Origin of the sequence: Arthrobacter silviterrae, assembly GCF_011045165.1 — a bacterium.
GTDB lineage: Bacteria > Actinomycetota > Actinomycetes > Actinomycetales > Micrococcaceae > Specibacter > Specibacter silviterrae.
In genome coordinates, this window is sequence record NZ_JAAKZI010000012.1 from 15248 (window position 1) to 28364 (window position 13117).

9 protein-coding genes and 1 tRNA gene are annotated in these 13117 nt (G+C 64.7%); 9 read left to right on the plus strand and 1 reads right to left on the minus strand.

Annotation, left to right across the window (positions count from 1 at the left end; all coding sequences use genetic code 11):
- Positions 1-16: 16 nt before the first annotated feature.
- Positions 17-1582 carry an ABC transporter substrate-binding protein gene (locus G6N77_RS08585; protein WP_165181620.1) on the minus strand — a complete coding sequence of 522 codons (1566 nt, stop codon included), beginning with the start codon at positions 1580-1582 and terminating at the stop codon, positions 17-19.
- A gap of 247 nt (positions 1583-1829) precedes the next feature.
- Between G6N77_RS08585 and G6N77_RS08590 the strand changes: the two genes are divergently transcribed.
- The 9 genes from G6N77_RS08590 (at position 1830) to G6N77_RS08630 (ending at position 13042) form a co-directional block, all read left to right on the plus strand.
- Entirely contained in the window at positions 1830-2480 is a 651-nt protein-coding gene (locus G6N77_RS08590; RefSeq protein ID WP_165181621.1) for a TetR/AcrR family transcriptional regulator, read from the plus strand.
- Positions 2481-2488: 8 nt separating this feature from the next.
- Positions 2489-3127: an NUDIX hydrolase gene (locus G6N77_RS08595; protein ID WP_165181622.1), complete on the plus strand. Its 639-nt coding sequence runs from the start codon at positions 2489-2491 to the stop codon at positions 3125-3127.
- 156 nt (positions 3128-3283) lie between these two features.
- Positions 3284-5152 carry an ABC transporter ATP-binding protein gene (locus tag G6N77_RS08600; RefSeq protein ID WP_165181623.1) on the plus strand — a complete coding sequence of 623 codons (1869 nt, stop codon included), beginning with the start codon at positions 3284-3286 and terminating at the stop codon, positions 5150-5152.
- Positions 5149-6987: an ABC transporter ATP-binding protein gene (locus tag G6N77_RS08605; protein ID WP_165181624.1), complete on the plus strand. Its 1839-nt coding sequence runs from the start codon at positions 5149-5151 to the stop codon at positions 6985-6987. Before G6N77_RS08600 ends, G6N77_RS08605 begins: the two co-directional genes overlap by 4 nt.
- A gap of 110 nt (positions 6988-7097) precedes the next feature.
- Positions 7098-7174 (plus strand) — tRNA-Pro (locus tag G6N77_RS08610).
- Between the two features lie 268 nt (positions 7175-7442).
- On the plus strand, positions 7443-9128 hold the full coding sequence (locus tag G6N77_RS08615; RefSeq protein WP_165181625.1) for an APC family permease: 1686 nt from the start codon (positions 7443-7445) through the stop codon (positions 9126-9128).
- 280 nt (positions 9129-9408) lie between these two features.
- Positions 9409-10041 carry a hypothetical protein gene (locus G6N77_RS08620; RefSeq protein ID WP_165181626.1) on the plus strand — a complete coding sequence of 211 codons (633 nt, stop codon included), beginning with the start codon at positions 9409-9411 and terminating at the stop codon, positions 10039-10041.
- A 590-nt stretch (positions 10042-10631) separates the two neighbouring features.
- The gene (locus tag G6N77_RS08625; protein ID WP_165181627.1) at positions 10632-10976 is read left to right on the plus strand and encodes a zinc ribbon domain-containing protein YjdM; all 345 of its coding nucleotides are present in this window, start codon (positions 10632-10634) and stop codon (positions 10974-10976) included.
- 44 nt (positions 10977-11020) lie between these two features.
- Positions 11021-13042, plus strand: coding sequence for a DUF6541 family protein (locus G6N77_RS08630; RefSeq protein ID WP_165181628.1), 2022 nt, complete (start codon positions 11021-11023; stop codon positions 13040-13042).
- Positions 13043-13117 lie beyond the last annotated feature (75 nt).

A 13117-nucleotide genomic window follows, 5' to 3' on the forward strand; every position in this document is an offset into this window, starting at 1 on the left:
CCCCCGCCCTTTCGGCTCATTTGTTCATCCAAACGCTCCGGAACCCAAATGACGTGAGCGGGATGCCGCTCTTGTCGGGGCTGAATCCCTGGACAGTCGAGGAGTAGGCGTCGACGCTGTTGGGGAAGCCCCAGATAATGTAGCCGCCGTCGTTGTATTCAATTTGCTGGGCCTGCTGAATGAGCGCGCAGCGGGCTGTCATGTCGACGGTGGCGCTGGCCTTGTTCACCAGCGCGGACCAGTCCTTGTTGTCCCAATGCGTTTCGTTGTAAGGGGAATCGGTGAAGCCTGATGCGGCCGTCTGAGGCAGGAAGTCGCGGGTGAACCAGAAGTCTTGCGAAAAGGTCCACTTGAGGTACTTGTCACCGTAGAACTCGCCGGGGTCCACCTTTTTCACGTTGACCGTGACACCGGCGGCCTTGGCCTGCTGGGCGAACACCTGTGCCGCCTCCACCATTCCGGCAGCCGCTGAGGAGGTCACCAGGTCCACGCTCATGTTCGACTTGCCAGCCTCGGCGAGCAACTGCTTGGCCTTGGCGATGTCCTGCGTGCGCTGTGGAATGCTCTTGTCGAAGCAGGTGTCAAAGGGGGCGTACAGGTCGTTTCCGACAGTTCCGTGGCCACCCAGCACCTGCTCCACCATCTGCTTGCGGTCCACGATCAGCCTGAAAGCCTGGCGCACCTTGGGATCGTTGAATGGCGGCTGGTCCACGCGCATGGTGAACGGCACCCAGGAGCCCGTTGCTGATTCAAGCACCTTCAGGGCCGGATTGGCCTTGACGATGTTGATCTGGCCCAGGGGCAGCTGGTCGATGGCGTCCACCTGCCCGCCCAGCAGGGCGTTGACCCGGGCGGTGTCATCGGGGAAGTCGATGATGGTGACGGCGGCCAGGTGGGGCTCGCCCTTGCGCCAATAGTTCGGGTTCTTGACAAAGGTGCTCTGCTGCCCCGCGGTGAAGTCCTTCATCATGAACGGGCCTGAACTGACGGGATTCTTGGGGTCATAGCCCACCGGGACAATGCCGGTGCTGTACTGGGCCACGTTGTCGGGGAACGTTGCAAACGGCGTCTTGAAGGGGAAAACGATGGTTTGGGCATCCAAGGCCTTCAGGCCGTCCCGGTTCAGGGTGGACAGTGCGCTGGCCCCGGCCATGGGGGCCTTTGGATCGGTAATGCGCTTGAACGTAAAGATGACGTCATCAGCCGTGATCGGCTTGTTGTTGCTGAACTTCAATCCGTCACGGAGATGGACGGTCCACGTCTTCGCGTCGGCAGACGGTGTAATCTTGTCCGCCAGCGCCATCTCCACCTTGTGGTTAACGTCGTAGGTGGCAAGCGTTTCATACAGCTGGATGACGCGGGCCTCATCCGGGTGCGTCACGGGTGAGTGGGCGTCCAGGGAGTCCTTGGCGGACCCGCCCACAATGCCGACTCGCAAGGTACCGCCGTCCTTCGGGGCGGAATTGACGTCGGCGGTTGACGTGCCGGGGGCGGATGAACAGCCGGCCAGGCCTATCATCGCGGCCGCCAAAAGCGTGGCTGTAACGGTGCGTAAAGTCTTGGGGCGCCGGGGAGCGGTCATAGCATTTGACTCCTGCAACAGTGGAGGAAAATCCGGGCTTCGTCGCGTCTGACTGACGCGTCGATCATTTAGCCAGCATTGTGGTTCCCGTCACAGATGTCAAGACTTTGCTGAATTATGGCGAATTTTCGACGAATCCCGGCAAATTCCACCCAGTGGAACCAAAATCAAGTCTGACTGATGCGTCAGTTTGACAAATAGGCTAGAGTCATTTCATCGAAGCATCCGCCGCGCTGAAGGATCTCCCATGACTGAAGCAACTGAAGGCCGGGGCAAGCCGGACCGCCGCAACGCGATCCTTGAGGCCGCATGGCCGCTCATCGCCGAACGCGGCTACCACCATGTCCGGGTCCAGGACATTGCAGCGATCTGCGGCACCAGCACGGGGACCATCCACTACTACTTCCCCGGCAAGGACGACGTGCTGCAGGAGGCCTTGCGGTACTGCGTGGACCAGGCCTTCATCCGGCAGGGCGAGGCGCTGCGGCAGATTGAGAACGCGCGCAAGCGCCTGCTGGCCCTGATCGAAATGCAGCTCCCGGCGGGCGTGCAGGTTCGCAATGAATGGTCCATCTGGCTGCAGTTCTGGACCGAGACGTGCTTGAACCCGGAACTGCGTGCCCTCCACAACGACTTCTATGAGCGCTGGCTGGACGCCGTGGTCCGCACCGTCCGGCGCGGCCAGCGGCAGGGGATTTTCCGGGACACCGATCCGGTGGTCTTTGCCCGCCTGCTGACCTCCGCCACGGACGGGGCCGCCATCAAGATCCTGACGGGCGCCCCCAACATGAGTGTCGACTCCATGCGCCAAATGCTGGTCAACATCATCGACACCCACCTGAGCCTGCTGCCCGACGGCGGCACCCGGGCCGAAGCCGCCGTCGCCGGCAGGGCCTAAGGAGCACCATGCCTGTCAACACTGTCCGCCCGGAGCCGGATTCCCTGCAGGAACTTGCTGATGGCATTGCGTCCCGCCTCGCAGGCTGGCAGCGGCACGGCGAGCCCGAGTTCGAAGGAATCCGTCGCGCTGCAGTGGCCATCACCCTCTATGAAAAGGAAGGGCAGCCGCACTTCCTGATGATCAAGCGCACCGCGCGCGGGTCCAATCCGGGCCAGTGGGCACTTCCCGGCGGCAAGGCCGACCCCGGGGAATCCATAACGGAAACGGCACTGCGGGAACTCGAGGAAGAGACTGGGCTGCAGGCCGGCCCGGTGGACGTCCTTGGGGTGCTGGACGACTTCAACGCATCGCGGGGAATTGTGATCACCCCCATTGTGGTCCTGTTGCGCGGCCCCCAGAAGCCCCGCCGCAATCCGGCAGAGGTGGCTTCACTTCACCCCGTACCGCTGGCGCGGCTGCAGGCGCCGGGCGTGCCCCGCTGGAAGGAGACGGACCACGGCCCGCTCCTGCAAATGCCGCTGCGCCATGACATGGTGGTCCATGCCCCCACCGGCGCCATTTTGTGGCAATTTGCCTCGGTTGCCCTCGAGGGCGGCACTGTCCGCGTCAATGCCACTTTGGAACCGGCCTTCACGGCCAGCTGACCCGAGCCAAAACAAATTGCCCAGGTTAACGAGTTAACCGGGTGCGGCAACCCTCCCCGGCACGCGGGCGGGCGTAGGCTGGACTTCCCTGAAAAGACATCGATTCACTGCGCCGTTGAAGAGGTGCAGTTGAAGTTGGGCAGTCAACGTAACTCCATGGCAGACGCACATACCAGCAAAGACAATTCCACCCTTTTCACTTCCCTGGGCCGCCTGGCGCCACAATTGAAGCCGATCATCTGGCCACTCATCTGGGGCCTGCTGTCCGCACTGGCGGCCAGCGTGGTGGCGCTTGTCGTCCCCCAGGTCTACCGGGTGCTGGTCAACACAGCCCTGCAACCGGGCAACGGGACGAAGGGGCTGTGGACGGGTGCCGCCGTCGTGCTTGGCCTGGGCATTCTGGAAGCCGGGCTCATCGCGCTGCGGCGGCAGTTTGTCATTGTCCCCGCCACCACCGTGGAAACCCGGATGCGCACGTCCTTCTACCGCCACCTGCAGTCGCTCGCGGTGGAATTCCACGACCGCTGGGGCTCCGGCCAGCTCCTCAGCCGCGCCATGAGCGACCTGAATTTCATGCGACGCTGGATGGCATTCGGGGCCATCATGCTGGTGGTGACCACCCTGACCGTGGTGATTGGCGTGTCGCTTATGTTTTCCATGAGTTGGCAGCTGGGCCTGATTTTCCTCGCCGCGGCCGTGCCCATCGCCATATTCGGCTTTAGGTTCCGGCTGTCCTACGGCCGCGTCAGCCGCAAGAGCCAGGACCAGGCCGGCGACCTCGCCACCGCCGTGGAGGAATCCGTCCACGGCATCCGCGTGCTGAAGGCATTTGGACGGGGGCCGGAGGCGCTGGACTCCTTTGCCGGGCAGGCGCAGGAGCTCCAGGCCACTGAAATCCACAAGGCCAAGTCGCTCGCCGTGTTCTCGCTGGTCGTCACGCTGCTGCCCGAGCTGGCGCTGGGCTCGGGTCTGGTGGACGGCATCCTGCTGGTTTCCGCCGGAAAGCTCGACGTCGGCGCACTGGTCGCGTTCTTCGCCACGGCCGCCGTGGTGGCCGGGCCGGTGGAATCCATGGGGCCGCTCATGGCGATGACCCTGACCGCCAAGACCGCGATCGACAGGCATTTTGAGGTCATGGACGCCGTCAACACCGTCACCGATCCGGCCTCACCCGTCGCGCTGGACTCCGCGCGCGGCGAGCTGGAGTTCCGCGGCGTCCACTTCCGCTACCCGGACACCCCCGCAGCGACAAGGGACGTGCTGGACGGCATCAACCTCACGCTGCGGGCCGGTGAGACCATGGCGCTGGTGGGCGTCACCGGCTGCGGCAAAAGCACGCTGCTCAGCCTGGTTCCGCGCCTGTTTGACGTCACGGCCGGCACCCTGATGCTCGACGGCGTCGACGTCCGCCAGCTGACGCTTTCGGCGCTGCGCACCCATGTGGCCGTGGCCTTCGAGGACACCACCTTGTTCTCCAACTCCGTGCGCGACAACGTGTTGCTGGGCGCCGCCGAACAGCCGGGGCTCTCCCCCGAGGACGTCCTGGAGCAGGCCCTGGAAGTGGCGCAGGCAAGCTTTGCCTACACGCTCCCGCAAGGTGTGGACACGCTCATCGGTGAGGAAGGCCTGAGCCTGTCGGGCGGCCAGCGGCAGCGCATCGCGCTGGCCCGGGCCATCGCCGCCCGCCCCGCGGTGCTGGTGCTGGATGATCCCCTCTCTGCCCTCGACGTCAACACGGAGGAGCGCGTCACCGAACGGCTGCGCTCCGTGCTGGAGAGCACCACCACGCTCATCGTGGCCCACCGCCCGTCCACCGTGTCCCTGGCGGACAGGGTGGCGCTGCTGCAGGACGGGCGGATCACCGCCGTCGGCACGCACAGCGAACTCCTCGCAGCCAACAGCCACTACCGCTACGTGCTGGCCAGCCTCACCGAGGAGCCGCGGGACCTCGACAGCCACCTGGAAACCGGGCTCGGCGAGGAACTGGCCGAAGAACTGGGCGCAGGAAAGGAAGCGGGCGCATGAGCACCACCACCGGAACGGCCAACGAGGACCGCGTGGAACTGAGCAAGGCGGACAGCAAGGCGGTGCGGCAGCGCTCAGTCCGGCTGCTGCGCACCTTGCTCCGGCCCGTCCGCCGCCGCTTCATCATCACGGTGGTGCTGGTGGTGCTGTCCCAGGCCGCCAAGGTGTCCGGGCCACTGCTGATCGCCTACGGGATCGACTCCGCACTGCCCGCCGTCAGGTCCGGCGGCAACCTGCTGCCACTACTGGTCACGGGTGGGGGCTACCTGCTGGCCGCCGTCGCGAGCTCGTGGCTGACCGCCACCTACCTCACGGCCACCGCCCGGCTCAGCCAGGCCATGCTGCTTGACCTGCGCATCCAGGTTTTCCGCCATACGCAGCGGCTGAGCCTGGAATTCCACGAGACCTACACCTCGGGGCGCATCATTTCCCGCCAAACCTCGGACCTGGAGGCGCTGCGGGAGCTGCTTGATTCGGGCATTGCCGACCTGGCCTCCGGCATCATCTTCATGGTCCTGACGGCCGTGAGCATCTTCTCGCTCGACTGGATCACGGGGCTGCTGGTGCTGGCCGCCGCCGTTCCGATGTACTTCCTCTCCCGCTGGTACCAGCGCCGCTCGCAGGCTGCCTACCGGTCCTCGCGGGTGGTGTCCGCCCGGTTGATTGTACACTTCATTGAGACCATGACTGGCATCCGAGCGGTGAAGGCGTACCGGCGCGAGAAGGACAATGCCGCCACCTACGACGAACTCGCCGAGGACTACCGCCGCGTCACCGTCCGCTCCATCAACCTCAACGGCATCTTCCAGCCGGGCCTGGTGCTGATCGGCAATGTGGCCGTGGCCGTGGTGCTCCTGGTGGGCGGCTTCCGCGTCCTGGACCACGGGCTGGCCGTGGGCGCACTGCTGGCCCTCCTGCTGGCAACGAAGCGCTTCTTCCAGCCGATCAGCCAGATGGCCATGTTCTACAACTCCTTCCAGTCCGCCCAGGCCGCCCTGGAAAAGGTCTCCGGCCTGCTCGAGGAAGTCCCCACCGTCCTGCCGCCGCGCACGCCCGTCCCGCTGCCCCGCGCGCAGGGCCACATCCGGTTTGCCGGCGTCGAGTTTGGCTACGGCAGCGGCCCCGCCGTCCTGCCCCGGCTGGACCTGGACATTCCCGCGGGCCAGACTGTCGCCGTCGTCGGTGCCACGGGGGCGGGCAAGTCAACCCTTGCCAAGCTCATCGCCCGGTTCTATGACGTCACGGCAGGCTCCCTGACGCTCGACGGCGTCGAGTTGCGGCAGCTGTCCATCGCCGACTTGCGCCGTGCCGTGGTCATGGTGACGCAGGAGGCCTTCCTGTTCAGCGGAACGGTGGCCGAAAACATTGCGCTGGGAAACCCCGCCGCCAGCCGGGCCGAGATTGAGGCCGCGGCCAGGGAAGTGGGCGCCGACGGTTTCATCCGGGCACTGCCGGATGGATACGACACGGACGTCAACAAGCGGGGCGGGCGTGTCTCGGCGGGCCAGCGACAGCTGATTTCCTTTGCGCGAGCGTTCCTGGCGAACCCGGCGGTGCTGATCCTGGACGAGGCCACCTCCTCATTGGACATCCCATCGGAACGGATGGTGCAGGACGGCCTTCACCAGCTTTTGGGCGGGGGAAGCGGGCCCGGAGGGGCGCCCGGCCGGACGGCACTGATCATCGCCCACCGGCTCTCAACGGTGGCCATTGCCGACCGGGTGCTGGTGGTCCACGACGGGCGCATTGTGGAGGACGGCTCGCCGGCCGAGCTGATTTCCGGAGGCGGGCGGTTTGCCGCGCTGCACGGGGCGTGGCGGGACTCCCTGGTGTAACCCGCCCCGCACGGGGGCCGGCGGTGCGGCGATTTCGCGGAACGGGCCCCCGTCCGCTATTCTTGAGAAGTTGCTTTTCCGGACCTTCGCGGTCCTGGACGGCAATGGATCGGGGTGTGGCGCAGCTTGGTAGCGCGCGTCGTTCGGGACGACGAGGCCGCAGGTTCAAATCCTGTCACCCCGACCAGCAAGAGGCGCTGTCCATGCGGACAGCGCCTTTTTTGATTAACGCATCAGCATTCTGGCCCCCCGCTCATTCCTGGCGGGCGCCGCGCCATCGAGCCAAGCTGGCTGATAGCCCACACGCGGCAAACTCGACGCCGACCCCCACCCTTTACCCGGCCTGTTGTGGACATTTTCTAGGCAAAATCACAGGAAACTCACTCACAATGCCCAATCGGCGGGCGTAGTTTCCGGAAAGTACCCTAAAAACCGCCAAAGGAGATGGTTTTCCCATGACAGCAGCTACAGAAAGCAGACCACAGGGAGGAACTCCCGAATCCGCAATCAAACTCAAACGGCATCTGGGACCCATCGGCCTCCTCTTTACCGCCATTGGCTCCATCATCGGCTCCGGCTGGCTGTTCGGAGCCTACAACGCCTCCCAAATTGCCGGTCCCGCAGCAATATTTTCCTGGCTGATCGCCGGACTCATGGTCCTGATGATCGGCCTTTGCTATGCCGAGCTGGGACCCATGTTCCCCATCTCCGGCGGCGTGGTCAGGTACCCGCACCTGGTGTGGGGATCCTTCGCCAGCTATTCACTGGGCTTCATCACCTGGGTCAGCTCCGCCGCCGTCCCCGCCATTGAGGTCATGGGCGCACTGACCTACGCCACCAAATACGCGCCGTTCACCATCGCACAGCGGGTGGAAAACACCACGGTGCACACGCTGACACCGCTGGGCATCGTGATTGCCGTGGTGCTGATGGCCATCTTTGTCATGATCAACTACTACGGCGTCCGCCTCTTTGCCCAGATCAACAACGTCCTGGTCTGGTGGAAGCTGTTCATCATTGTCCTGGTGATCGCCACCTTCCTCATCATGGCCTTTGGCACCACCCAGATGGGGACCCTAAACAACTTCACCTCGCTGGGCTTCGCACCCTCCGGCAGCGCCGCGATCTTCACCTGCATCGCCACCGCCGGGATCACCTTCTCTTTCCTGGGCTTTCGCCAAGGCATTGAACTGGCCGGCGAAACAACCAATCCGAAGCGCAACATCCCCTTCGCCATCATTGGCTCCGTGGGCATCACGGCCGTCATCTATGCACTGCTCCAGGTCGCCTTCACCATGGGCATCCCTGAACACGTGCTGCAAAGCTCCGGCAGCTGGTCCCACCTGACCTTCACCAACGACTTCGGCCCCTTGGCAGCCCTGGCCACCACGGGCGGATTGGCCTGGCTGGCCTACCTGCTGTATGCCGACGCCATCATCTCCCCCACCGACACAGGCTTGATTTACACCACCATCGCCGCCCGCGTCTCCTACGCACAGGGTCGCAACGGCAATGCCCCGCGCTGGCTGGCGGCCACCAACAAGCATGGCGTTCCGCACTGGAGCCTGTTCCTGACGTTCCTGGTGGGCCTGGTCATGTTCCTGCCCTTCCCGAGCTGGCAGCAGCTGGTGGGCTTCATCACTTCCGCCACGGTACTGTCCTTCGGTTCGGGCCCCTTGGTGGTTGCCGCGCTGCGCCGCCAAATGGGAGACCGCCACCGCCCGTTCAAGCTGCCGGGTGGAAACACCATCCCGTTGATTGCCTTCTACTGCGCCAACCTGATCGTGTTCTGGGGAGGCTGGGGCACCAACTCCAAGATGTTCATCACCATCCTGCTCGGTTACCTGCTCCTGGTCCTTTTCCAATTCACCGGCGACCGCAAGAGCAAGCCCAAGCTGGACTTCAAGGCCGGTGCCATGTGGCTGGTCCCCTGGCTGGTGCTGGTTGGCTTCCAAAGCTGGCTGATGGACCCGTCGTCGCATCCTGAGCTGTTCTGGTGGGCCTTCCTGAGCAACGCCGTCATCACCGTGGTGGTGTTCATCCTGGCCCTGAACTCCCACCTTCCCCTCGCGAAAGTACAGCAGTACATCGACGACGCCGAAGAAGAGTCGCGTGAAGAAGATGAGGAACTGGCCATCTAGGCTGCCGACAACCTCGGCTGCAGCGTCCCGCTTCGACGAAGCGGGCCGCTGTAGCGTGCAGTCCCCCCTCGCGTGTGGGTCTCGAAAGGCCCAGTACCCTGACCCGAATGCACTTCGGCCCGGTGGCCGATAGTGTAGTTCCGGTTGAGGATCACTCGACCTAGAAATTGAGAACCAATGGGGGAATTACGTGAAGAAATTTACGCTGCACAGTGCCGCGATATCGGCATTGGTAGTGATGGCATTGACTGGCTGTGGTGTGTCCGGAGAAGCTGCCGGGATGGCTGGGCCAACGGCTTCCGCGACGCCCACTCCGAAAGCGGCGAAGCAGTACAGCAATGACGAGCTCATGGCCATGGTCAAGCAAATCAAGCCCGGGAGCGGTACGGAGTTGACCACCGCCTCCGCTGAAGAGCTCGCCGGGGCCAACCCGGTGAAGGCGCTCATGAGCATGTTCACCGTTGAACCGGCCGAATGCAAAGAGCTCGAGACTTTGGGCTCCTCGGAGCCTGTGGCAGGTTCAACCTCGGCAGCCGGCGCTGAAGTCAACAACGAATCAAGTGTCATGACCACGGTGACGCTCACTTCAGGGGTTGACGTGAAGTCGCTCCAACGGAGCCTCGACGCCAGCGTCGCCAATGCCGCCAAGTGTGCCACCATGACGCTGTCAATGGCACGACAGTCCATGACCGTGGCCACGGACAAGTTCGCTGGCATCGGCACGGTACCGGGAACCATCGCCTACAGGACGGCAATGTCAACCCAAAGCGGCGCTGCACAAAGCACCTACATGGCGCACGCCATCAAGGATGGTGTCCTCATTTCGGTCACAGCGTCTGGCAAGGGTGCCGAAGCCAGCGGTGCCGCATCAGCAGGGGCGCTGATGGACCAGGCTGCAGCACTGATCAAGTAAGAGCCGCCCACGCGCCGGCACATCAGGGACAGGGCGGTGATTCCCGTAGGGGATCACCGCCCTGTCGGCCCTTCCCCAACCCTTCGGCCGCTACGCTCATGGCTTCGCCGAGCAAGACAGCCTTGCCGCTGGGGTGTGGTGGTTCGGCTCCTGCAGTTGGACGCAAAAGATTCTGAGCCGTTTGCTGGCTGGCCTGGGGTTCTCCTATGGATGGCTTTGTACCCTGTGTACGGCAGTGCACAAAGTGAACATCAGCGCATTTATCAAGGCCGCACGTCAATTTCGTCAAATATCCAGGGCCAAGACTCCGGTACGAATGGAAAAGATCACTTGGTGGGCATCGCCCGGATGGGCGCCTTCGCGACATCGGATACTGCTGCTGCCAAATGGCACTGGCGTCGCCATGCTACACGGGCCAGCTTCACCTCGGCGTTGTGTCCGAAGGCAGACGCCACGAAAGCCGCCAACGGAAGAATTGCGCAGATGATTATCCGTTCGGCCGCGATGCGGACTGCGGGCACCAGCAGAAGGAGCATCACCTGCACCGGGAATGCCGGGACCCGGGCAGCGGCCCCGGATAGACTGGGGACATGAGCGACACACTTCCCCCGTGCCCCGAATGTTCCGGCGAACTCGCCTACGAGATGGGCGAGCTGCTGGTCTGCCCGGAGTGCGGCCACGAATGGTCCCCTTCCGCTGCGGACACGGAAACTGAAAATGTGGTGCGGGACTCCGTGGGCAACGTCCTGGCCGACGGCGACACCGTGAGCATCGCAAAGACCATGAAAATCAAGGGCAACCCCCAGGGTCTCAAGGCAGGCACCAAGGTGCGCAACATCCGCCTCATCACGCCTGTTGACGGGCACGACATCGACGCGAAAATCGACGGCTTCGGCAACATGCTCCTCAAATCCAGCGTGGTCAAGAAGATCTAGCCCGGCACCCCAGCCCACCTTCCCACCCAGCACAGGACATCCGCGTGACTTCATGGCTTGAGGCACTGCCGGCCTTCACCCTGGCACTGTTGATCCTCGGCCTCCCCGGCGCCTGCGTGATGTTCACCCTCCGGCTCCGGGGGCTGGCGGCCCTGTGCCTGGCCCCGGCCGTCTCCGTCTCCATCATCGGCGTCAGCGCCATCGTGGCCCCGTGGCTCCACCTGGGCTGGGGCGCACCGGTGGTCCTGCTGGGGACGGCCATCGCGGCTGCCGGCGCCTACCTGGCCCGGCGTTTCATCCCCTACCTGTCCCCGGCAACGGCACCGGCACCGGCACCGGCACCGGCAGGGGGACGGAACCCCTCCCGCGACCCGCGCGGCACGGTGGGCGCCGCCGCGGCCGGGGTCCTGACAGCATTGGCCATCACCACGGTGCTGCTGGCCACCGCCGCCGCCAACCCGGAGCAGTTCACCCAGGGCTACGACTCCGTTTTCCACCTCAACGCCACCGAACACGCGGTCCAAACAGGCAACGCCTCCTCCTTCGCGATCTCCAGCTTCATCCTGCCCACCGTCAAATCCGCGTTTTACCCGGGTGCCTGGCACGGACTCGCCAGCCTGCTGGTGATCCTCACCGGCATCAGCGTGCCCGCCGCCACAAACATCATGTGGCTGGCCGTGGCCGGGGTGGTCTGGCCGCTCAGTTGCGTATTCCTGGCACGGGTCCTCTTTGGCGACAGCCGCACAGTACTGGCGGCAACCGGCGCCCTCGCGGCCGCCTTCCCCGCCTTCCCGCTGCTCCTGCTGCAATACGGCTCCGCCTACCCCAATTCCCTGTCCAACGCTCTGGTCCCCGTGGGCATCGCCCTGGTCCTGCTTATCATCCGCCCCGCCGAGGGCCGCCTGCCCGGCCCGGCCATGGCCCTGGCCCTGGTGGTCCTCTTCCTCCCCGGCGCCATCACGGCCCAGCCCAACGGGGTGTTCAGCGTGCTCCTGGTGCTCACCCCCCTGCTGGCGGCCATGGTGTTCGGCTGGCTGCGCCGCAACTTTGCCCGCAGCCACCGCGCGGGCTGGACCAGGCTGGGCGCACTCGTGGCGGGCCTTGCCGCGGCCGGCGCCGCGCTGGCCCTCCTGCCGCAAATCCGCAGCCTGTTCAACTACACCAGCCCCGCATTCCTGCCATTCCCGCTGGCCCTGCTGCGCAACTTCACCAACGCCCCGGCCCCCATCTGGTTCCCGGCCGTGCTGCTGACCGCACTTGTCGTGCTGGGGACGTGGCGAGCCTTTACGGTGCACAAGCTGCGCTGGCTGCTGGGCGCCCTGGTGCTGGCGTCCTTCACCTACCCTCTGGCGGCCGGCACCAACCTGCCCCTGGCCAACTCCCTGATGGCACCCTGGTGGGACAACCCCGAGCGCATCGCCGCCCTCCTCCCCCTGGTGGCGGTGCCCCTGGCCGCAGTCGGGCTGGCCTGGTGCCTGGACTACTTGACGGGCAGGTTCCCGGCCCGCCTCGCCTGGGCCGCCACAGGCAAAGGCAGGACGACGGCGGCAGCCGGGCTCGCCGTCGTCCTCGCCTTCTCCAATCCCGGGATGTGGCAAATGGCCGGTGCCGTGCGCACCGTCTACAACGTGCCTGCACAGCCGGACTCCCTGGCCCAGGTGGACGCGGATGAACTGTCGCTGATCCACCGTCTGGACCAGTTCACCACTCCCAAGGACGTGATCGCCAACAATCCCTATAACGGTTCAGCCCTGGCCATGGCGCTGGCCGGGCGGCACATGCTGTTCCCGTACAGCTCCCAGGGAGACCTCAATCCCGACCTGTACACGCTGCGCTTTTGGCTGAACCGCGTGGGCGGCGACCAGCAGGTGTGTGCCGCCGCGAAGCGCCAGGGCGTCACCTACCTGCTCGATTTTGGCACCGATTACATCCCGGCTTTTGACAATCCCATGTCGCTTTATCCGGGAGTAACACTGGCCTCGGCGTCGGAGGGGTTCACGCTGGTGGCCAGGCAAGGCCACGCCGCACTGTATAAGCTCACCCTGTGCGGCGGCGTGCCCATGTAATATGTGGTCCATCTGCAGGAAGAAACATTCCATGGCTCGGGCTCCCATCGTTTCACCGTAGACATTAGAGTTGGA